Genomic DNA, 21,842 nt, shown 5'->3' on the forward strand with positions numbered 1-21,842 from the left:
ACCTCTAGCCATGCTTGCCCCTGCTGCGAAGCCATGACAGAGGCTGTCGCAATCCAAAAATGAGGTTCGCATGAGCGACGAAGAGGGAGCGATGCAGGTCGATGTCGCGCTGGTCCGCCAGCTCGCCGAGCTGCTGGACGAAACGAAACTGACCGAAATCGAGGTCGAACATGGCGAGCGGCGCATCCGCGTCGCGCGCAAGGCGGCGGCGGTCGCGGGTTATGCTCCTGCCCCCGCTGCGGCACCGCTGCCGGCACCGACCGCATCCTTGCCCGCCGAAACGCCGACGACGGCGGCCAGCGAAAGCGGCACGCCGGTCAAATCGCCGATGGTCGGCACGGTATATCTGTCGGCGGAACCCGGATCGAAACCCTTCGCCAGCGTCGGGGACAAGGTCAGCGAAGGGCAGACCCTGGTCATCATCGAGGCGATGAAGGTGATGAACGCGATCCCCGCGCCCAATGGCGGCACGGTCAAGCGCATCTGCGTCGAAAACGGCCAGCCGGTCGAATTCGACCAGTCGCTGATCATCATCGAATAATGGCGATTGAAAAGCTGCTGATCGCCAATCGCGGCGAGATTGCGCTGCGAATTCACCGTGCCTGCCACGAAATGGGCATCAAGACGGTGGCGGTGCATTCGACGGCGGATGCCGATGCGATGCACGTGCGGCTGGCCGATGAGGCGATCTGCATCGGGCCGCCCGCCGCCGCCGACAGCTATCTCAACATCCCGGCGATCATTTCCGCCGCCGAGATCAGCCATGCCGACGCGATCCATCCGGGATACGGGTTCCTCAGCGAGAACGCGCGTTTCGCCGATATCGTCGAGGAACACGGCATCATCTTCGTCGGGCCGAAGCCCGAACATATCCGCACGATGGGCGACAAGATCGAGGCCAAGCGGACCGCCGGCGCGCTCGGGCTGCCGCTTGTGCCCGGATCGGACGGGCCGATCAGCGACCTGGCCGAGGCCAAGGCGATCGCCGCCGAGGCCGGCTATCCGGTGATCATCAAGGCGGCATCGGGCGGCGGCGGGCGCGGCATGAAAGTGTGCACGTCCGAGGATCAGCTCGAAACGCTGATGCAACAGGCGGGCAGCGAGGCCAAGGCGGCGTTCGGCGACGCCACCGTCTATCTCGAAAAATACCTCGGCAACCCGCGCCACATCGAATTCCAGATCTTTGGCGACGGCAATGGCAATGCGATCCATCTCGGCGAGCGCGATTGCTCGCTCCAGCGGCGTCACCAGAAAGTGCTTGAAGAAGCACCATCCCCCGCCATTTCGACCGAGGAACGGATGCGCATGGGCGAAGTCGTCCGCAAGGCAATGGCCGATATGTCCTATCGCGGCGCGGGAACGATCGAATTCCTGTGGGAAGACGGCGAATTCTATTTCATCGAAATGAACACGCGGCTGCAGGTCGAGCATCCGGTGACCGAGATGATCACCGGCCTCGACCTGGTCCGCGAACAGATCCGCATCGCCGAGGGTCGCCCGCTATCGGTCAAACAGGAAGACATCGAGTTCAAGGGGCATGCGATCGAATGCCGCATCAATGCCGAGGACCCGCGCACCTTTGCGCCGTCGCCCGGGCTGGTGACGACCTATCACGCGCCGGGCGGCATGCACGTCCGCATCGATAGCGGGCTGTATGCAGGGTACCGCATCCCGCCTTATTACGATTCGATGATCGCCAAGCTGATCGTTTACGGGCGCACGCGCGAGGGCTGCATCATGCGGCTGCGGCGCGCGCTGGAGGAAATGGTCATCAACGGGGTCAAGACGACGATCCCGCTGCACCGCGACCTGTTGCAGGATCCCGACATGATGAACGGCGATTACTCGATCAAATGGCTCGAGGAATGGTTGGCGAAGCAGGACGCCTGAGCGCCTGATGGAGCGCGTCACCGGGGGGAACGATCTGCCGCCGCAGCTGCGCGGGGCGGTGATCGCGCTGGGCAATTTCGACGGCTTTCATCTGGGGCATCAGGCGGTCGTCGGGCGCGCGGTGGAGACGGCGCGGCGGCGCGGGCGTCCGGCGATCGTCGCGACGTTCGATCCGCATCCGGTGCGCTATTTCAGGCCCGACGCGCCACCGTTTCGGCTGACCAGCCTCGACCAGCGCGAACGGCTGTTCGCGGGCGCGGGTGCCGATGCGATGATGGTGTTCGAATTCAACGAGCGGCTGGCCAATGTCACTGCCGAGGATTTCGTGCGTGACTGGCTGACACACACGTCGGGCGTGGTGACGGGCAGCGACTTTACCTTCGGCAAAGGGCGCGGCGGCAATGTGCAGGTGCTGGCCGAACTCGGCGCACGGCAAAGCATGACGGTGGACGCGGTGGCGGCGGTGACGCTGGATGGCGAGTCGGTGTCGTCGTCGCGCATCCGGCAGGCGCTGCAGGCGGGCGATTGCGCGACGGCGACGCGGCTGTTGACGCGGCCCTTCGCGGTCGAGGGCATTGTTCAGCACGGCGACGCGCTGGGGCGGACGATCGGTTATCCGACCGCCAACCTGTCGCTCGGCAATTATCTGCGGCCCCGCTACGGGGTCTATGCCGTGCGCGTGCGGCTGGCGGACGGGCGCGTGATCGATGGCGCGGCGAATCTGGGGGTCCGACCACAATTCGACCCGCCCAAAGAGTTGCTCGAAGCCTATCTGTTCGATTTCGACGAGGATTTGTACGGGCAGAGCATCGAGGTGTCGCTGATCGCGCATTTGCGGGACGAGGCGAAGTTCGACGGCATCGATGCTTTGGTGGCGCAGATGGACCGCGATTGCGATGAAGCGCGCCGCATCCTAAGCGCCCCCGCGACATGACAGATTATCGCAGCACCGTCTTCCTTCCCAAAACCGATTTCCCGATGAAGGCGGGCCTTCCGCAAAAGGAGCCGGGGATCCTTGCCAAATGGCAGGCGGCGGACCTGTACCGGCAGCTGCGCGAGAGCCGCGCGGGCCGCGAAAAATTCATCCTGCACGATGGCCCGCCTTATGCGAATGGCGACATGCATATCGGCCATGCGCTGAACCATATCCTGAAGGACATGGTGGTGCGGACGCAGACCTTGCTCGGCAAGGACGCGCCGTACGTGCCCGGCTGGGACTGTCACGGCCTGCCGATCGAGTGGAAGGTCGAGGAGCAATATCGCAAGAAAAAGCTCAACAAGGACGAGGTCCCCGCGGTCGAATTTCGCGCCGAATGCCGGGCCTATGCCCAGCATTGGGTCGATACGCAGCGCGAACAGCTCAAGCGGCTGGGCATCAACGGCGATTGGGACAAGCCGTATCTGACGATGGATTTCGACAGCGAAGCGACCATCGTCGCCGAACTGATGAAGTTCGCGGAGTCGGGCCAGCTCTATCGCGGTGCCAAGCCGGTGATGTGGTCCCCGGTCGAAAAGACCGCGCTGGCCGAGGCCGAAGTCGAATATGAGGACATTGTTTCGACTCAGATCGACGTGGCGTTTGAGATTGTGGACTCACCGATCGAGGAACTGAAGGGCGCCTACGCCGTCATCTGGACGACGACGCCTTGGACGATCCCGGTCAATCAGGCTTTGGCTTACGGGCCGGAAGTTGATTACGTTCTGCTCGCAACCGACTTAGTCGAAATCCATTCGGGCGATACTCGCTCAAACTATTACCTAGTTGCCGCCGAGCTTGGGCAAGCGTTCGCCGACCGCTGTTTCCCACACGCAGCGCTTCGCTTGGTCAAAGAGATCAAAGGTACCGACCTCGCCCACACTATCGCCCGTCATCCGATGCATCATCTCGGCGGGTTCTTCGCTCGACCTCGGCCGTTCCTCGCGGGCGATTTTGTCACCACCGAACAGGGCACCGGTCTGGTCCACATGGCGCCCGATCATGGCGAGGACGATTTCGAGCTGTGCAAGCTGAACGAGATCGAGCCGGTCTTCGCGGTCGAGGGTGACGGTAAGTATAGCGAAAACTGGACATGGCTCGGCGGACAAGGGTCGGTCATCAACCCGAAATTCAACGCGCCTGACGGGCCGATCTGTACGGATCTGCGCGAGGCCGGCGCGCTGCTCGCGGCGAGTGCCGATTACAAGCACAGCTATCCGCATTCGTGGCGGTCCAAGGCCAAGCTGATTTTCCGCGCGACACCGCAATGGTTCATCGCGATGGATGAGGTGTTGGAGGAGGACGACGACGTCACCCCGGCGGAGGCCGGGGCCGCTCTCGGCTTTGGCGCACAATCGACAGAGGTCCCGGCCTCCGCCGGGACGACGCTGAGAGACCGCGCGCTCGCCGCCATCGCGCAAACCCGCTTCATCCCGCCCAAGGGCGAGAACCGCATCCGTGCGATGGTCGAGGGGCGACCGGACTGGGTGATCAGCCGTCAGCGCGCCTGGGGCGTGCCGATCACGTTGTTCGTCAACAAGATGACCGGGCAATATATGGTCGACGAGCATGTCAATGAGCGCATCGTCGCGGCGATCCGCGAACGGGGTGTCGATGCGTGGAATGCGGAAGACGCGGCAGCCTTGCTCGGCGGCGGGCACGATCCCGATGCGTTCGAAATGGTCACCGACATTCTCGACGTGTGGTTCGATTCGGGCTGCACGCACGCGTTCGTGCTGGAAAGCGGCAAATGGCCCGAATTGCGCTGGCCCGCCGACCTCTACCTCGAAGGATCGGACCAGCATCGCGGGTGGTTCCAGTCTTCGCTGATGGAAAGCTGCGGCACGCGGGGGCGCGCGCCGTACGACGCGGTGCTGACGCACGGCTTCACCATGGCCTCCGACGGCAAGAAAATGTCGAAGTCGCTCGGCAACACCGTCGATCCGTTGAAGGTGATGGAGCAATATGGCGCGGACATCATCCGGCTATGGGCGCTCTCGGTGGACTTCACCGAGGATCACCGCATCGGTGACGAGATTTTGCGCGGGGTGGCCGATGGCTATCGCAAGCTGCGCAATACCTTCCGTTACCTGCTCGGCGCGCTCGAGGGGTTTAGCGAGGCAGAGCGCGTCGATGCGGCGGCGATGCCCGAGTTGGAGCGCTACATCCTGCACCGCGTCCACACGCTCGACGGCGTGTTGCGGCGCGCGATCGATGATTTCGACTTCAACACATACACGCGCGCCTTGGCCGATTTCGCCAATGACGATCTGTCGGCGTTCTTCTTCGATATCCGCAAGGACAGCCTCTATTGCGAGGCCGCCGATGCGCCGACGCGGATGGCGTATCGCACGACGCTCGACGCGCTGTTCCACGCGCTGGTGCGTTGGGCCGCGCCGATCCTGGTGTTCACCGCCGAGGAGGTGTGGAACACGCGCTACCCCGGCGCGAGCAGCGTTCATTTGCTCGACTGGCCGGTGATCGGAAACTGGCACAACGCCGCGCTGGGCGAGCGTTGGGACCGCCTGCGCGCGATCCGCGGCGTGGTGCTGGGCGAGATCGAGCCGCTGCGGCGCGAAAAAATCATCGGCTCGGGGCTGGAAGCGGACGTCACGGTCATCGCCTATGATCTCGCCGACAAGGTGTTGCTCACGGGCGTGAACCTGAGCGAACTGGCGATCGTGGCGAAAGCCGAGATCTGCACCGGCGATGGCGCACTGGCGAGCGGCGATGCCAGCTCGGTGGCCGACATTCGCGTCGAGGCCAAGAAAACCGAATATGAGAAATGCGAGCGCTGCTGGCGGCATTTGCCCGAGGTCGAGCCGGAGGGGCTGTGCGCGCGATGTGAGAGCGTCATCGCGTCAAATCCTGTCGCCCCTGCGCAGGCAGGAGCCTAGATGAACGCTCCACTTGAAACGAAGCCGGACGGGGTGAGTCCATCTGGGCCCCTGCCTGCGCAGGGGCGACAGGTTCGATCGACGGGTCTGATCTTCGCCGCCATCGTCTTCTTCGCCGACCAAATCCTCAAATGGGTGATGATCGGTCCGCTGGGGTTGCAGGAGCGCGGGCAGATAGAGATCGTGTCGGTCTTCAATTTTACCTGGGTGCAGAATTTCGGCGTATCGCTGGGCATGCTCACCGCGGACACGCATATGGGCCGCTGGCTGCTGGTGGCGCTGACCGGCGCGATTGCTGCGGGGGTGCTGGTGTGGCTGTGGCGCGAGACCAATCGCGGCGAGGCTCTGGCGCTCGGCGCGATCCTCGGCGGCGCGCTGGGCAATATCCTCGACCGGATGCGGCTGGGATATGTGGTCGATTTCGCCGATCTGCACTTTGGCGACTGGCGGCCTTTTCTGGTGTTCAACCTCGCCGATGCCGCTATAACCCTCGGCGTCGTCGTGCTGTTGGCTCGGGCGTTCTTCGGGGGCGCGAAGAAGGAAGTGATTGATGCGTAAATTGTTGGTCGCTTCGGCGATGGTCCTCGTGCTCGCCGGGTGCGGTGGCCGTCATGCCGGTCTCGGCAAGACCGGACCCGATGAATTCGCCGTGGCGCGCGCGGCACCGTTGGTGGTCCCGCCCGATTTTGCGCTGACCCCGCCCAAGCCCGGTCAGGCGCGTGTGCAGGAAGGCGATTCGTCGCGTCAGGCGCTCGATGCGATGTTCGGCGGCGCGACCCCGCGCAGCGCGACCGAAACCGCCGCGCTCGACGCCGCGGGCAACGACCGCGCGCAATCGGGCATCCGCTCCGCCGTCGGCGATCCCGGTACGACCGTGGTCGACAAGGGCGCGGTGACGCGCGACATCGTCGCCGCACCAGAAGGCGACGGACAGGACGCCCGCGCCACGATCCCCACCGCAGCGGCGGCCAACGCGGTGCCCGCCGCCGACGTCAGCACGCTGGGCAAGGGCAAGAAAAAGAAGTAATTACAGCAGATTCGCTTTCGTCTTAACTCAACGAAAGCGATAGGGCCTGGCGCGACTAACCCCCAGTACGCCAGGCCCGCAGCGGCCCGTCAGTCCGGTTAGAAACTGACGCCGATGCTCGCGACGACGCCCCCCTTGGCGACATCCTTGCCCGTGGTGCTGACGAAGAAGTATTTGGGCAGATTGGTATCGACGTAGTTGACGCCCAGCGTCAGCGCCTTCCACGTATAGCTGACGCCCACGCCCCAATCGGTGTATTTGCGCCCGGCGCTCAGGAAGCTGCGCTCCCAATTGTGCCCGAGATGGCCCGACACCCCAAAGCCGACGACCGTCGCCGACAGATCGAGCGCGGTGTAAAGATTGTCATCCTTGGTGTGGATGAACGCCAGCGCCTTTTGCTTGGGCGCATAGTTGGCGGTGACCTTGGCGGTCACGGGACCCAGCGTGTGCGAGATCGCCAGATAGGGCTCGAGAAAGTCCGAATTGTAATTGGCGATAAACTTCGACGAACCCGGATAGTAATAATAGAGCGCGCCGACATCGACGGTGGTGCCGCCAAAGGTCTTTTTGAAACCGGCGATGAGATCGAGTTCCTGATCCCCGCCCGCCGCGACGTAATCGTCGATCGAGCTGCCCCACACCGACAGATACGCACCCGAAGCGTGCGTGACGGTGAGCGAGCCTTGCAGCGCAAAATCCTTGTCGGTCTGCGACAGGCCACGGAAGCGATAGTCACTGACGACGGCGGCTGTGCTGTTGATCGTGAACGCCGATGTCGGCGCGGCGGGTTCGGCAGCAGCAACGGGCTTTTCACCCGTGGCCGCGCTGGCAGTCGTGTCTTGGGCAATCGCCGGCGTGGCGATGGCGAGGGCGATGATGCTGCCGCAGCAGCCGAGGAACGTGCGCATGGAAACCTCCATAAATTGCGTCGCGTTCCGCCTGCGTCCGGCTTCGCATCCTCTTGGCGGGATTCGATTGCCGGTCGCCCAATAGCTGCCGTCAAATTGTGCGCTGCACAAGAAAAAAGTGTCAGACCTGTGACAAAGCCCGGTCGATGTCGGCAATTAAGTCACACTCATCTTCCAGCCCGATGCTCAGGCGGATGACGGTGCCGCCGTCCCAACGCGTCGCGCTGCGGCAGCGCGACGGCTCGGTCGGTAAAGCGAGGCTTTCATAGCCGCCCCAGCTATAGCCGATGCCGAACAGGGTCAGCGCGTCGATCACCGCGTCGGTCCCACCGTCCTTGAGCATGAAACCGAACAAGCCGCCGGGCGCAAGGAAATCGCGCGCATAGGCGTCATGGCCCGGGCAATCGGCAAACGCCGGGTGCAGCACCCGCGCAACGCGCGGATGTTTGGCCAGCCAATGCGCGACGGCGAGCGCGGTCTGGCCTTGCTGCTTCAGCCGCAAGGCCAATGTGCGCAACCCGCGCGCGGCAAGATAGGCATCGTCGGGCGACACCGCATTGCCCAGCACCTGCGCGGTCGTGCGCAGATTCACCCAATGCGGCTCGAGCGCCGAAACGCTGCCCATCATCACGTCCGAATGCCCGGCGATATATTTGGTCACGGCGCAAATCGTCAGGTCGACGCCCATCGACGCGGTCGGGTAATACAGCGGCGTCGCCCAGGTATTGTCGATCAGCGTGGTGATGCCGCGTGCCCGCGCGACCGCGACGATCGCCGGTACGTCCTGCACCTCGAACGTCAGGCTGCCCGGCGATTCCATGAAGAGCGCGCGAGTGTTGGGTCGGAGGAGCGCTTCGATACCTGCACCGGCCATCGGGTCGTAATAGCTCGTCTCGACCCCGCGCTGCGCCAGATACGCGTCGCACAACCGCCGCGTCGGATCGTAAGTGCTGTCGACCATCAGCAGATGATCGCCGGGTTTGAGCACCGCCAGCAACGCCCCCGCCACCGCCGCCGCACCCGACGGATACAGCATCGTCGCGTGCGCCGCCGGATCGAGCGCGGTAATCGCCTCCGCCAAACTCCACTGCGTCGGCGTCCCGCGGCGGCCGTAAAACCATTCACCGTCGGCATTGGTTTTCACGCCCGCCTTCAACGCGGCGACGTCGTCATACAGGATCGTCGAAGCGCGCCACACCGGCGGATTGACCGCGTGGCCGGTCCATTCGGAACGGCGGCCCGCAGTGACGGCGGTGGTCGGCGGCTTAGGCAGCGGCCCCGATCTCCTTGGGCGTACCAGCGTCGGCACCCCATTCGCTCCAGCTGCCGTCGTACAGCGCGGTCTTGTCGTTGCCGAGCAGATGCGCGGCGAACACCAGCGTCGCCGCCGTCAGCCCCGATCCGCACGTGGCGGCGATCGGCTGCGCCGGGTTCACGCCCGCCGCGCCGAACGCGGATTGCAGCGCGTGGCCGGTCTTGTACGTGCCGTCGGCGTTGAACAGCGTCGACATCGGCAGATTGCGGCTGCCCGGAATATGGCCCGGATTGACGCCGAGACGCGGCTCGGCCTCGCGGCCTTCGAACCGTGCGGCGCTGCGGGCATCGACGATCTGCTCCGCCTTGCTGTCCAGCAGGCCCGTCATCTGGTCCTTCGACCGGACGTGGGTTTCGTCTTTCCACACCGTGAAGTGGCGGTGGCGCAATTTCGGCTTCCCGCTTTCGGTGTCGCGGCCCTCGGCCTGCCATTTGGCCAGCCCGCCATCGAGGATCGCGACCGAATGCGCACCGAACAGGCGCAGCATCCACCACGCGCGCGCCGACGAATGATAAGGCGAATTGTCATAGATCACCACGCGGCTGCCATCGCCCAGGCCCAGCGACTGCATCCGGCTGGCGAACTTTTCCGCCGAAGGCAGCATTAGCGGCATGACGCTGTTATCGCTGATGCCGTCGAGGTCCATGAATACCGCGCCGGGAATATGCGCCGCTTCATATTCCGCCGCCGGATCGCGCCCGTCGGTTGCGAGGACATAGGTCGCATCAACCACGCGCAGGTCGTCCGCACCCAATTGTCCAGCCAGCCATTCGGTCGAAACCAGCGAATCCATCTGTGATATCCTCCGTCTATCGATGCTCCCTAATAACCATCGGGGGCGGCGTCGAGTTGCGCGAGGAATCGCGCCGCCTGCGCGCGCACTTCGGCTTGCATCTCCTCCGAAAAACGATCCCAGCTGCGATAAGGGCCGAACAACCGTTCATTGTCCCCCAGCCTGTCACGGTGGCGCGCGAGAAAGTCCCAATAGAGGCTGTTATACGGGCAGGCGTCGGGTCCGGTGCGCTGCTTCACATCATAACGGCATGCGCCGCAATAATCCGACATCTTGTTGATATACGCTCCCGACGAAATGTACGGCTTGCTGCCGACGGTGCCGCCATCGGCAAACTGGCTCATCCCGACGGTGTTGGGCGCTTCGACCCATTCGTAAGCGTCGATATAGACTTCGAGATACCATGTGTGGACCTGATACGGGTCGGCCCCGATCAGCAACGCAAAATTGCCCGCGACCATCAGCCGCTGGATGTGATGCGCATGCGCGGTCTCCAGCGTCTGGCCGATGACCTGTTTCAGGCAATTCATCTCGGTGTCGCCGGTCCAGTAGAAGCCGGGGAGCCGCCGATTGTGGTTCAGGAAGTTCGAGCGCGGATATTCCGGCCCCTCATGCCAATAAATCCCACGCATATATTCGCGCCAGCCGATGATCTGGCGGACATAGCCCTCCACCGAATTGAGCGGCGCGCGACCGGCGCGATATTCGGCCTCGGCGCGGCGGCACAGGTCGAGCGGATCGAGCAGCCCCGAATTGATGTAGGGTGACAGGATCGAATGCCACAAATGGCGCTCGCCCGTGACCATCGCATCCTCATAATCGCCAAATTGCGGCAGGGCTTTGGCGAAAAAGGCGTCGGCCTGTCGCTCGGCACCCTCACGCGTCACGGCATAGTCGAAACCGTCGAGGCTGCCGGTGGCGTCGGGAAAACGCGCGGTGACGAGGTCGATCACGTCCTGGGTGGTCGTGTCGGGCGCAAAACTGTGCGGGCGCGGCATCAGTAGATCGGCCTTGGCGGGCTTGCGGTTCTCCTTGTCGAAATTCCAGCGATTACCAGCGGGTTTCGCCCCGTCCATCAGCAGCCCAGTCTTGCGGCGCATGTCGCGGTAGAAGAACTCCATGGTCAGCGCCTTGCGGCCATCGTCGGCCCAGGCGTCGAATTCAGCATGGCTGGCGATGAAGCGATCGTCGCTGCGGATTTCGACGGGCAGACCGAACAGCGTTTCCCAGCTCTCCAGCATGCCCCGCACACGCCACTCGCCCGCCTCGGTCACGACGATGCGATCGGGCGCATGTCGTTCGATCGCGCGCGCCACTTCGCCGGTGAACGACCCGGCATTGTCGGCATCGTCGAGCTCGACGTAATCGACCGTCCACCCGGAGGCGCGCAACGCCGCCGCATGATGCCGCATCGCCGACAGGATATAGACCAGCTTCTGCTTGTGGTGCCGAACGTAGGTCGCCTCCTCGACGACCTCCATCATCAACAACACGCTGTCGCGCGGCGCCGCATCGCACAGCGCCGACAGGTCGAGCGACAGCTGGTCGCCGAGAATGGGGATGAGCACAGTCATCCCCGCTCAACTCACCGCTTGCGGATAAAGGCGCGGATGTCGCGCGACATCGCGGTCAACTGGCTTTCGTTGATATAGACCATGTGCCCGGCGCCGTAATAATGGAATTCGACGCGGTCGGCGGGGATGCCCTGACGGCTCAGCGAATATTCGGCGCCCATGAACGGCGTGGCGAAATCGTAATAGCCTGCGGCAACGAACACCCGCTCGCCCGAATTTTCGCGCAACGACCGCCCGATATACGGCGCGACGTTCCAGTAGAACGCGCTGTCGCCGCCACGGCCATTGCCCAGTTTCCAGTCCCAATCGCCGACGCCGCCGATGGTGACGTATTGCCGGTCGGTCTTGTAGCCGAGATCGCCGCGCGCATAGGCGTTGATCGCCGCAGTATAGCCGCCGTCGATGGCATAGAAGCTGGGGTCGTTGTCGGGTTCTTCGCCCCCCGAATCCAGATCGATGCCGAGGTAGCGGGAATCGAGACGACCCACCGTCTGCCGGCGATCCCGCAACAGCTCCTTGTAGAATCGCCCCGGCGTCACGCGCAGATCGACGCTATCGAGATACGTCTCACTAAGGCCGGTCAGTCGCGACAAGTCCTTGCGGACCGACGTGCGTTCTTCCTGGCTGAGCCGCGTCCCCTTCACCAACGCCGACAGATACGGCCCGCTGGCGAATTCACGCGCCTGTTGCGCCCAGGTGGCGGGTTCGACGCCCGCGCCCGCCTTGCCGTGGAATTGCGCGGTCATCGCCATGGTCGGCATGTTGACGAGATATTGCATCTCGTTGCCCTGCACTTCGGCCTGCGCGCCGAAATCGAGGATCGTCGAGATCAGGATGATGCCGTCCAGCGCGACGTCGTTATAGCCGCCGTCGAGTTCGTTCGCGACGGTCGCCGACCGCGTCGTGCCATAGCTTTCGCCGCCCAGATATTTGGGCGCGTTCCATCGCCCGTTCTGGCTCAGCCACAGGCGGATGAAGTCGGAGATCGACTTGGCATCGGATTTGACGCCCCAATATTCCTTGGCCTCGGTCTTGCCCAATGCGTGCGACCAGCCGGTGCCGACCGGATCGATGAACACGATGTCGGTGACGTCGAGCAGCGAATTGGGATTGTCGACGATCGGGTAAGGCGGTGCGCCATCGTCGCGCGCGTCGCTGGGCAAGGCCACGCGCTTCGGCCCGAATGCGCCCATGTGCAGCCAGACCGACCCCGAGCCGGGGCCGCCATTGAACAGGAACGTCACCGGGCGATTGGGATCGCGCGGCCCGTCCTTGACGTAAGCGGTGGAAAAGATCGCCGCCTTGGGCGTGCCGTCCTCGGCCTTGAGATACGTCTCGCCGGCCGTCGCCGTGTAAGCGACTTTCACCCCGCCGAATATGCCCGAGTGGTGCGTGATCGAGACGTTGGGCGGCGGGATCTCGGCATTGCGCGCTTCGGCCTTGTCGGGAGCCTTTTCCTTGTCCTGCGCAAACGTCGGCGTGGCGAACATCGTCGCGGCGAGCAGCAGGGCAAGGCGTTTCATGCGCCAAATGGGTAGCGCGTTGCAGTCCTGCGTCAACGGCGCGATAGAGACGCTATGGGAGAGTTTCGCCGGATCGACGACCGCGTCTCGGTCGCGCCGCAAATTTCGGTCGCCGACGTGGGCGCCGCGCGCGACGCGGGCTTCGTCTGCATCGTCAACAATCGCCCAGATGGCGAAGCGCCGGACGAGCCGCAAGGCGCGGAGATCGCGGCGGCATGTGCCGAGGCCGGGCTGACCTATCACGCTATCCCGGTCGCGGGCGGCTTCTCGCCAGAACAGGCGGCGGCGTTGCGCGACGTCATCGACGGCGCGAATGGCCCGGTGCTGGCCTATTGCCGCTCGGGCACGCGGTCGTGTTTTCTGTGGGCGCTGAGCGAGGCGCTGGCAGGCGACGATACGGACGAGATCGCCGCCAAGGCGAGCGCCGCCGGATACGATGTGACGCCGCTGCTGAACCAGGTCGGGCGATGAACTGGCCACTCGCCGCTGCGTCGGTCGTCGCGGTCTTCGCGGTGGCGGGTGTCGCGCGGTGGCTCGGCCTGGGCGGTGCGACTTTTGCCGATGAGCGCGCGGCGATGGACGAAGCAGAGGGGCAATTGCCGGAATTTCACGCTGTTTCCGCGCGCATCACCGACGATGGCGCCGAAGTCACCGGCGCAGATGGCCGCGTCGTCCCGATCCGCCGCCTTGGGGCCAGGTGGGTGGTCGCATGATAAGCGTTGTCCAAGTCCCCGCCTTGAGGCGGGGTGGCGGCGAAGCCGACGGGGCGGTGCAANNACTCGGCGCGANAGCGCCGATCCGCGCTGCCGCGCGGAGNTGTTNGCACCGCCCCGTCAGCCGCTTCGCGTCTGCCACCCCGCCTCAAGGCGGGGACTGGAAATCGGCGTGAAACTCCCCAACCCGGTCGACTACGCCGTCCCCGCCTTCGTCGTACTCATCCTCATCGAAATGATCATCGCGCGAGCGAAGGACAAAAGCCGGTACTGCCCGCGCGACACCCTCAATTCGATGCTCATGGGCTTCGGCTCGACCATCGCGGGCGCGCTCAGCGGCGGGCTGATCTATGCGCTGGCGACGTGGCTGTACGATTTCCGGCTGACGACAATCCCCTATGCCTGGTGGGCGTGGATCGCCTGCTTCGTGCTCGACGACTTCGCTTATTACGCGTTTCACCGCAGCGCACACCGGGTGCGATGGTTCTGGGCCAGCCACGTCAACCATCACAGCTCGCAGCATTACAACCTGTCCACCGCGCTGCGGCAGACGTGGACGGGGTTCATCGCGGGCAGTTTCCTGTTCCGCATGCCTTTGGTCCTGATCGGGTTTCCGCCGCCGATGCTGTTCTTCGTCGGCGCATTGAACCTGATCTACCAATTCTGGATTCATACCGAGGCGATCGGCCGCTGCCCGCGCTGGTTCGAGGCGGTGATGAACACCCCGTCGCACCACCGCGTCCATCACGCCACCAACCCGCGCTACCTCGACCGCAATTATGCCGGGGTGTTCGTCGTCTGGGATAAAATATTCGGCAGCTTCGTCGCCGAGGATGACCACGACCGAATCCGCTACGGCATCGTCAAGCAATTGCCGCATTTCGGACTGGTCTGGGGTGTGTTTCACGAGTGGGTCGGCATTCTGCGCGACTTGTGGAGCGCGCCGTGGCGCGCCAAGCTCGGTTACGCGATCCGTGAACCGGGCTGGTCGCACGACGGGAGCCGCGAGACGTCGGACATGATCCGCCGCCGCTGGGAGGAGAGAGAGACTTGCCGAGCGAAGGACAGGAGTATGACATCGTCGTCATCGGCGCCGGTTCGGGAGGCAGCGCCGCCGCCGGTCGCCTGAGCGAAGGCGGCAAGTTCACCGTCTGCCTGATCGAACCCGGCGGGACCAACAATTACACCCAGGTACTGGCCCCCGCGATGATGGGGCAGATCGGCAAGAAATCGAATTACCGCTACGAAACCGTGCCGCAGCCGGGGCTGAACGGACGACGAGGTTACCAGCCGCGCGGACGCGGCCTGGGCGGATCGTCGGCGATCAACGCGATGATCTACATCCGCGGCAATAAATGGGATTACGACAATTGGGCCGCGCTCGGCTGCGACGGCTGGGCCTATGACGACGTGCTGCCGTGGTTCAAGCGCAACGAGAATAACGAACGCGGCGCGGACGAATTTCATGGGTCGGGCGGGCCGCTCAACGTTGTCGACCAGAAATGGCCGAACCCGGGCAGTCTCGACTGGATCGCGGCGGCGGAATCGCTCCAGCTGCGCCGCAATCCCGATTTCAACGGGGCGCAGCAGGAAGGCGTCGGACTGTATCAGGCGACGCAAAAGGGCGGCGAGCGCTGGTCGGCGTCGCGCGCTTATGTCGAACCCGCGCTCAAATCGGGGCGGCTCGAGGTCAAGACCGGCACGCGCGTCGAACGCATATTGTTCGAGGGCAAGCGCGCCGTTGGCGTCGAGGTCAAGCGCGGCTTCCGCACCGAAACCATCCGCGCGCGCCGCGCGGTGATCCTCGCTGCGGGGGCGTTCAACACGCCGCAATTGCTGATGGTTTCCGGCATCGGCCCCGCCGCGCATCTGAAACAGCACGGCGTGGACGTCGTGCTCGACCGCGCCGAGGTCGGCGGCGGGTTGCAGGACCATATCGATTATGTCGCGGGCTATGAGACCGGCGGCGACATATTCCACGGCATGGGGCTGAAGGGGCAGTGGCGCGGGTTCAAGGCGTTGCTCGAATGGCGCAAGCATCGCTCCGGTTGGCTGACCTCGCCGCTGGCCGAGGCGGGCGGGTTTGCCAAATCACGCCCCGATGTCGCGGTGCCCGACTTGCAATTCCATTTCGTGCCCGCGGTGCTCGAGGATCACGGCCGGACCAAGGTGCGCATCAACGGCTTTTCCTGCCACGTCTGCGTCCTGCGCCCCGAAAGCCGCGGGACGGTGCGCCTGCAAAGTCCGCGCATGAAGGACGCGCCGCTGATCGACCCGCAATTCCTGAGCGACGAGCGCGACGTGGCGACATTGCTGGCGGGTGCGAAGCTGGTCCGGCGGATTTGCGAAGCCCCGCCCTTGTGCGGCCACGGTGGCCGCGAGCGCGCGGGCAAAGGCGTGGAGAACGACGCCACATTCATCGACATCATCCGTAGCAAGGCCGACACCGTCTACCACCCCGTCGGTACCGCGCGCATGGGCCGCGACGACGCGGCAGTGGTCGATCCGCGCCTCAAAGTGCGCGGCATCGAAGGCCTCTACATCGCCGACGCCAGCATCATGCCCCGCCTAATCAGCGGCAACACCAATGCGCCAACGCAAATGATTGGGGAGCGGGCGGCGGAATTCGTGATGGCGGATTTAGCTAATTAATCAAGATTTTACGTCTTTGCTTGCAAATCCGGCTTTTACGGATTAGGCAGATTTTGCCATGACCGCGACCGTGAGCATCAACAACCTCTTGGAGGTTTCGTCGAAGGCTGTCTCCAGCCGCTTTGGATTCTACACAGACGAAGCAATGCAGCGTCCTGTGGGGATTCAGCGGCATGGCCGGACGAGGATCGTGATGATCTCGCTCAACGAATATGAGCGGCTGAAGCGACGGGATCGCCAAGTCTTTTTGACAACGGATTTGGATGATGAAACGCTCGACGCCATCCTCACCGCCGAACCCGGCGAGCGGTCACGTGAAGCCGGCAAACGGCTGGCCGACCCCGCAGCCGGGTGACGTTCTGTCCTATGCCTATTTGTGGCACCGGGAGGCCCAAACGGGTCAGGAAGAAGGGCTGAAAGACCGGCCTGTAGTGGTCGTGTTGGCGTCGGAGTTGCTTGAGGGTCAAATCCGTCTCCACGTGGCGCCCGTGACGCATGCGCCGCCGCAGCGTGAAACTGTCGCCGTGGAACTGCCCGCTGCTGTGAAACGCGATTTGCAACTGGATCGCGAACGCAGCTGGATCGTCTGTGACGAAATGAACCGCTTCATTTGGCCGGGTCCTGATATTCGCTTACTCGACAACGGCCAGCCTTATTACGGCGCGATACCCGATTGGCTATTCGCCGAGGTTCGTACAGCCTTTGCGGCAATTGCCGGTCGTCGCGCGGTCAAAGCCACACCGCGATCCAGCTGAATGGAAGCCCTGCTCACCTCCACCGCCATGGTCGCGCTCGCCGAAATTGGCGACAAGACGCAATTGCTGGCGATCGTCCTCGCCACGCGGTTCAAGCGGCCGCTGCCAATCATCCTCGGCATCCTGGGCGCGACGCTCGCCAATCACGCGCTGGCGGCGCTGGTCGGCGAACAGGCGGCGGCGTTCCTCGACGGTCTGTGGTTCCGCTATCTGGTCGCCGCATCGTTCATCGCGATGGCCTTGTGGACGCTGGTCCCCGACAAGCTTGACGAGGATGAGGCGAGGCCGTCGCGCTTCGGTCCGTTCCTGACCACGCTCGTGGCGTTCTTCATCGTCGAAATGGGGGACAAGACCCAGATTGCGACGGTCGCGCTGGGGGCGCGGTTCCACAGCGTGTTGTGGGTCACGGCGGGGACGACGCTGGGCATGATGATCGCCAATGTCCCCGCCGTGTTGCTCGGCAACCAGCTGATCAAGCGCGTGCCATTGGCCAAGGTGCGGATTGCGGCGGCGATCCTGTTCCTCGCCATCGGCCTGTGGCTCCTCGCGCAAACCGCCGGCTCGCTTTGAGTCCAATTCACTCGCGCGAAAGGGTGAAGCGGCATAAGGCGGTCCCGATGCGTTTTGCCCTCGCGCTTTTGGCGCTTTCCACCTCGTCGTTTGCTTTCGCGCAGGACGCCGCCCCGCCCCCGCCAGCCGCCGCGGCTGCGACGGCGCCGCTGCCGTGGCTGTATCGCGGATCGGACATTCCGCCCGATGCGTCATGGACCTTTGGCGAATTGCCCAATGGCCTGCGCTATGCCGTGCGCAAATCGGGGGTGCCGCCCAAGCAAATCTCGATCCGCGTCGCGATCGACGCCGGCGGGATGATGGAGGAAGCGGGCGAGCGCGGCTTTGCCCATTTCAACGAACATCTGGCGTTTCGCGGGTCGGCCTATATCGGCGACGGCGAAGCGAAGCGCGTGTGGCAACGGCTCGGCGCGACCTTCGGGTCGGACACCAATGCGACGACCGGCCCGACGCAGACGGTCTACAAGCTCGATCTGCCGTCGGCGACGCCCGAGTCGGCCAATGAATCGCTACACATCTTGTCGGGCATGATCGCCGCGCCGGACATCAAGCCGGGCGCGGTCGAAACCGAAAAGCGCACCATCCTCGCCGAACTGCGCGAAGGCGCCGGGCCGGGCCAGCGCATCGGCGAAGGCGTTCGCGCGACTTTGTACGCCGGGCAACGGCTGGGCGACGCCTCGAACAGCAAGGAACAGGCGTCGGTCGCCGCCGCCACCCCGCACACCCTGCGGGTGTTCCACGACCGCTGGTATCGCCCCGCCAACACTTTGGTCGTCGTCGTCGGCGACATGGAGCCCGACGTGCTCGAGGGGCTGGTCAAGCGCAACTTCTCCAGCTGGCGGCCCAGCATTCAACAGGCCGGCAATGTCAGTTTCGGGCAGCCACAGGCCAATGCCCCGCGTGCGCGCGTCGTCGTCGAGCCGGGCGTCCCGACCAGCGTCATCCTCGGCGTGATGCGCCCGTGGCAGGTCAAGGCCGACACCGTCGCCTATAACCGCGACAAACAATCGCTCGAACTCGCCGCGCGGCTGATCAGCCGCCGTCTCGAAACCCGCGCGCGCGCCGGGGGCAGCTTCCTTCAGGCGGCGGTCGATTATTCGGACGTCCTGCGCTCGACCAACAGCACGATCATCGAAATCACCCCGGTCGGCAGCGACTGGCGCCGCGCCGTGCGCGACGTTCGCGCGGTCATTGCCGACGCGCTGACCCGCCCGCCTACCCAGGCCGAAATCGCGCGCGAGATCGAGGATTATAAAAGCAATCTCGACGCATCGGTTGAAACCGAAACCGGGCAGGACGACCGCGAAATCGCCGATACCTTGGTCGAAGCGGTCAACATTCGCGAAACCGTGGCCAGCGCATCGGTCGCACGCGACGTGTTCCTCGGCCAGAGTGAGGCGCTGACTCCCGCCGCCTTGCTCAAGGCGACCCGGCGGATCTTTGCCGGCACGCCGTTGCGCGCCGTGCTGACCCTGCCCGCCGCCGACCCGGCCGCGCAGGCCAGGCTGTTGACCGCGATCACCGAACCCGTGGCACCCGTGCGCGTTGACACGGCCAAGGCGGTGTCGATGGACGCGCTGCCCAAATTGGGCGCACCCGCGACGGTCACGGGCCGCAGCACGCTCGCGCCATTGCCGTTCGAACGGATCAGCCTGTCGAACGGATCGACGCTGATCGTGTTTCCCAACGACGCGGAAAAGAACAAGATTTACGTTTCAGCGCGCTGGGGCGGCGGCCGTGCGGCATTCCCGGCCGACAAGCCCAACCCGTCATGGGCGGCGGATTACGCGCTGGTCGCGGGCGGCATCGGCGACCTTGGGCTCGACGCGCTCGACCGGTTGACCAACGGGCGCCGGCTGGGCCTCGATTTCGACCTGTCGGACGATGCGTTTGTGTTCAAGGCGACGACCGGCCCCGCCGATCTGCACGATCAATTGCGGCTGATCGCCGCCAAGCTGCAATATCCGCGCTTCGACGCCGCGCCGGTCCTGCGCGCGCGCGCCGCCACTCTCGCCGGTTATGACACCGCCGACACCACCGCGATGGGCGTGGTTCAGCGGGCCTTGCCGGGGTGGCTGCGCGGCGGCGATCCGCGCTGGTCCGCGCCAACCAAGGACCAGATCGCGACGCTGACACCCGAGGCATTCGAGGCGTTCTGGAAACCGCTGATCGCCGCCGGGCCGGTCGAGATTTCAATCTATGGCGACACGACGACCGAGGCCGCGATCGCCGCGACGCTCGACACCGTCGGTGCCTTGCCGGTGCGCGCGCCGGTCACGCTGCCCCAGCCCGCACCGCACGGCCCCGCACCCGGATCGACGCTCGAACTGACCCATCGCGGCCCGGCGGATCAGGCGGCGGCAGTGCTCGCCTGGCCCACCGGCGCGGGGCGCAGCGACCTGTTCGAAAGCCGCAGGCTCGACGTGCTGGCGGCGGTGTTCACCGACCGCATGTTCGATGCGCTGCGCGAAGCCGATGGCGAAAGCTATTCGCCCAACGTCAACAGCAACTGGCCGACCGGCCTCGCCTCGGGCGGCAGTTTCGTGGTCATCTCGCAAGTCCGCCCGGGCAGCGTCCCGGTGTTTTTCCAGGTCGCCGAAAAGATCGCCCACGACCTCGCCACCGCCCCGGTCAGCGACGACGAACTGACCCGCGCACTGGGGCCGATGAAGCAGATGTACAGCCGCGCCGCGACCGGCAACATGTTCTGGTTGGGCCAATTGTCGGGCGTCAGCGGCGACGGCACGCGCGTCGCCAACGTCCTGTCGCTGACAAGCGATTTCGCTCGGATAACCGCTGCCGATTTACAGGCCAGCGCGGCGAAGTGGCTGGTCGATGGGCAGGCATCGCGGATGGTGGTGCGGCCGGTGAAGTAGGGGGCTAAAGCACATACTTCGACAAATCGACGTCCCTCGTAATACTCGCCAACTGCCCGTCGACGTACGCAGCATCCACCACCAACGCCTGCCCGCCGCGATCCTCGGCGTTGAAGCTGATATCCTCCAGCAGCTTTTCCATCATCGTCGCCAGCCTCCGCGCGCCGATATTCTCGACACTGGCATTCACTTCCGCCGCCAGCCGCGCGACGGCGGCGATGCCGTCATCGGTAAAGCTGATATCGACACCTTCGGTCTTGAGCAGAGCGACATATTGGTCCGCCAGACTGGCGCGCGTATCGGTCAAAATCCGCACGAAATCGGCCTCGGTCAGCGCCTTCAGCTCGACGCGGATCGGCAGGCGACCCTGCAGTTCGGGGAGCAGGTCGCTGGGCTTGGCGACATGGAACGCGCCCGAGGCGATGAACAAGATATGGTCAGTCTTCATCGGGCCGTATTTGGTCGCGACCGTGGTGCCCTCGATCAGCGGCAGCAAGTCGCGCTGAACGCCCTCGCGGCTGACCGATCCGCCACGCACGTCGCTGACCGCGATCTTGTCGATCTCGTCGAGGAACACGATGCCATTGGCTTCCGCATCCGCCAGCGCGACGCGGCTGACCTCGTCCTGGTCGAGGCGCTTGTCGGCCTCTTCCTCGATCAACTTGTCCCAGGCTGCCGGGACGGTCAGCTTGCGGCGCTTGGTTTGCTGGCCGCCCATCTTGCCGAGCATTTCGCCGAGATTGATCATGCCGACATTGCCGCCACCGGGGATGTCGAACGGCATTTGCGGCGCGGCGTCGAGCTCGATTTCGATCTCGGTCTCGCTCAGATGCCCGTCGGTGAAGCGCTGGCGGAACGCGGCGCGGGTCGCTTCGGACGCGCCCTTGCCGGTGAGCGCGTCGAGCAAACGGCCCATCGCCGCCTCCTCCGCCTTGTCCTTCACCGCGACGCGGCGCCGTTCCTTTTCAAGGCGGATCGCCTCCTCGACCAGGTCGCGCGCGATCTGTTCGACATCGCGGCCGACATAGCCGACCTCGGTGAATTTGGTCGCCTCGACCTTCACGAACGGTGCGTCCGCCAACTTCGCCAGACGGCGGCTGATCTCGGTTTTGCCGCACCCCGTCGGCCCGATCATCAGGATGTTCTTGGGACTGACCTCGTCGCGCAGATCGGCGGGGAGTTGCTGACGGCGCCAGCGATTGCGCAGCGCAACGGCGACCGCGCGCTTGGCGTCGTCCTGCCCGACGATATGCGCGTCGAGCGCGGCGACGATGGTCTTGGGGGTGAGGTTGTCGTTCATGATTTTACTCGTCGCCCGGCGGAGGCCGGGGCCGTTAACAAAAATGCGCGCCCGTCACGGGACGGCCCCGGCC

Annotated in this window: 20 protein-coding genes; 14 read left to right on the forward strand and 6 right to left on the reverse strand. The window is 64.7% G+C overall.

Annotated elements, in window-relative coordinates; translation table 11 throughout:
* The first annotated feature begins 70 nt into the window (after positions 1–70).
* From accB to ACM9ME_RS09380, 6 genes are read left to right on the forward strand one after another with little or no spacing between them, the layout of a single operon-like run.
* A complete protein-coding gene (gene accB / locus ACM9ME_RS09355; protein ID WP_415643191.1) occupies positions 71–541 on the forward strand; it encodes an acetyl-CoA carboxylase biotin carboxyl carrier protein in 471 nt (156 codons plus the stop codon).
* Positions 541–1,890 (forward strand): acetyl-CoA carboxylase biotin carboxylase subunit, encoded by a 1,350-nt coding sequence (gene accC, locus ACM9ME_RS09360; protein WP_415643192.1) that lies wholly within the window; start codon positions 541–543, stop codon positions 1,888–1,890. The genes accB and accC overlap by 1 nt, the downstream gene beginning before the upstream one ends.
* 7 nt (positions 1,891–1,897) lie before the next feature.
* On the forward strand, positions 1,898–2,824 hold the full coding sequence (locus tag ACM9ME_RS09365) for a bifunctional riboflavin kinase/FAD synthetase (protein WP_415643193.1): 927 nt from the start codon (positions 1,898–1,900) through the stop codon (positions 2,822–2,824).
* Positions 2,821–5,763: an isoleucine--tRNA ligase gene (ileS, locus tag ACM9ME_RS09370; RefSeq protein ID WP_415643194.1), complete on the forward strand. Its 2,943-nt coding sequence runs from the start codon at positions 2,821–2,823 to the stop codon at positions 5,761–5,763. Before ACM9ME_RS09365 ends, ileS begins: the two co-directional genes overlap by 4 nt.
* Positions 5,764–6,321: a signal peptidase II gene (gene lspA, locus ACM9ME_RS09375; protein ID WP_415643195.1), complete on the forward strand. Its 558-nt coding sequence runs from the start codon at positions 5,764–5,766 to the stop codon at positions 6,319–6,321.
* Positions 6,314–6,790: a DUF3035 domain-containing protein gene (locus ACM9ME_RS09380; RefSeq protein WP_415643196.1), complete on the forward strand. Its 477-nt coding sequence runs from the start codon at positions 6,314–6,316 to the stop codon at positions 6,788–6,790. Before lspA ends, ACM9ME_RS09380 begins: the two co-directional genes overlap by 8 nt.
* 98 nt (positions 6,791–6,888) lie before the next feature.
* Here ACM9ME_RS09380 and ACM9ME_RS09385 read toward each other — a convergent pair whose 3' ends face one another.
* The 5 genes from ACM9ME_RS09385 to ACM9ME_RS09405 all read right to left on the reverse strand — a co-directional run bounded on the left by ACM9ME_RS09385 (position 6,889) and on the right by ACM9ME_RS09405 (position 12,903).
* Entirely contained in the window at positions 6,889–7,698 is an 810-nt protein-coding gene (locus ACM9ME_RS09385; RefSeq protein ID WP_415643197.1) for a TorF family putative porin, read from the reverse strand.
* A gap of 121 nt (positions 7,699–7,819) precedes the next feature.
* The gene (gene metC / locus ACM9ME_RS09390) at positions 7,820–8,998 is read right to left on the reverse strand and encodes a cystathionine beta-lyase (protein WP_415643230.1); all 1,179 of its coding nucleotides are present in this window, start codon (positions 8,996–8,998) and stop codon (positions 7,820–7,822) included.
* Positions 8,964–9,806 carry a 3-mercaptopyruvate sulfurtransferase gene (gene sseA, locus ACM9ME_RS09395; protein WP_415643198.1) on the reverse strand — a complete coding sequence of 281 codons (843 nt, stop codon included), beginning with the start codon at positions 9,804–9,806 and terminating at the stop codon, positions 8,964–8,966. Before sseA ends, metC begins: the two co-directional genes overlap by 35 nt.
* 29 nt (positions 9,807–9,835) lie before the next feature.
* Positions 9,836–11,380 (reverse strand): cryptochrome/photolyase family protein, encoded by a 1,545-nt coding sequence (locus ACM9ME_RS09400; RefSeq protein WP_415643199.1) that lies wholly within the window; start codon positions 11,378–11,380, stop codon positions 9,836–9,838.
* Between the two features lie 11 nt (positions 11,381–11,391).
* Positions 11,392–12,903, reverse strand: coding sequence for a S10 family peptidase (locus ACM9ME_RS09405; RefSeq protein WP_415643200.1), 1,512 nt, complete (start codon positions 12,901–12,903; stop codon positions 11,392–11,394).
* 54 nt (positions 12,904–12,957) lie between these two features.
* Here ACM9ME_RS09405 and ACM9ME_RS09410 point away from each other — a divergent pair, with 54 nt between their 5' ends.
* The 8 genes from ACM9ME_RS09410 (at position 12,958) to ACM9ME_RS09445 (ending at position 20,469) form a co-directional block, all read left to right on the forward strand.
* On the forward strand, positions 12,958–13,374 hold the full coding sequence (locus ACM9ME_RS09410; RefSeq protein ID WP_415643201.1) for a protein tyrosine phosphatase family protein: 417 nt from the start codon (positions 12,958–12,960) through the stop codon (positions 13,372–13,374).
* Entirely contained in the window at positions 13,371–13,616 is a 246-nt protein-coding gene (locus tag ACM9ME_RS09415) for a hypothetical protein (RefSeq protein ID WP_415643202.1), read from the forward strand. Before ACM9ME_RS09410 ends, ACM9ME_RS09415 begins: the two co-directional genes overlap by 4 nt.
* 172 nt (positions 13,617–13,788) lie before the next feature.
* Positions 13,789–14,745: a sterol desaturase family protein gene (locus ACM9ME_RS09420; RefSeq protein ID WP_415643231.1), complete on the forward strand. Its 957-nt coding sequence runs from the start codon at positions 13,789–13,791 to the stop codon at positions 14,743–14,745.
* Complete coding sequence (locus ACM9ME_RS09425; RefSeq protein WP_415643203.1) at positions 14,667–16,268, forward strand: GMC family oxidoreductase; 1,602 nt, start codon at positions 14,667–14,669, stop codon at positions 16,266–16,268. Before ACM9ME_RS09420 ends, ACM9ME_RS09425 begins: the two co-directional genes overlap by 79 nt.
* A 58-nt stretch (positions 16,269–16,326) precedes the next feature.
* Positions 16,327–16,623 carry a type II toxin-antitoxin system Phd/YefM family antitoxin gene (locus ACM9ME_RS09430; RefSeq protein ID WP_415643204.1) on the forward strand — a complete coding sequence of 99 codons (297 nt, stop codon included), beginning with the start codon at positions 16,327–16,329 and terminating at the stop codon, positions 16,621–16,623.
* Positions 16,624–16,756: 133 nt separating this feature from the next.
* Complete coding sequence (locus ACM9ME_RS09435) at positions 16,757–17,023, forward strand: hypothetical protein (protein WP_415643205.1); 267 nt, start codon at positions 16,757–16,759, stop codon at positions 17,021–17,023.
* Positions 17,024–17,593 (forward strand): TMEM165/GDT1 family protein, encoded by a 570-nt coding sequence (locus ACM9ME_RS09440; protein ID WP_415643206.1) that lies wholly within the window; start codon positions 17,024–17,026, stop codon positions 17,591–17,593.
* Positions 17,594–17,640: 47 nt separating this feature from the next.
* Positions 17,641–20,469: a M16 family metallopeptidase gene (locus ACM9ME_RS09445; RefSeq protein ID WP_415643207.1), complete on the forward strand. Its 2,829-nt coding sequence runs from the start codon at positions 17,641–17,643 to the stop codon at positions 20,467–20,469.
* Between the two features lie 4 nt (positions 20,470–20,473).
* Here the strand turns inward: ACM9ME_RS09445 and hslU are convergent, their stop codons facing one another.
* On the reverse strand, positions 20,474–21,769 hold the full coding sequence (gene hslU / locus ACM9ME_RS09450) for an ATP-dependent protease ATPase subunit HslU (protein WP_415643208.1): 1,296 nt from the start codon (positions 21,767–21,769) through the stop codon (positions 20,474–20,476).
* Between the last annotated feature and the right edge of the window lie 73 nt (positions 21,770–21,842).

This window comes from Sphingomonas antarctica (genome assembly GCF_965137005.1).
Classification (GTDB): Bacteria; Pseudomonadota; Alphaproteobacteria; order Sphingomonadales; family Sphingomonadaceae; genus Sphingomonas_O; species Sphingomonas_O antarctica.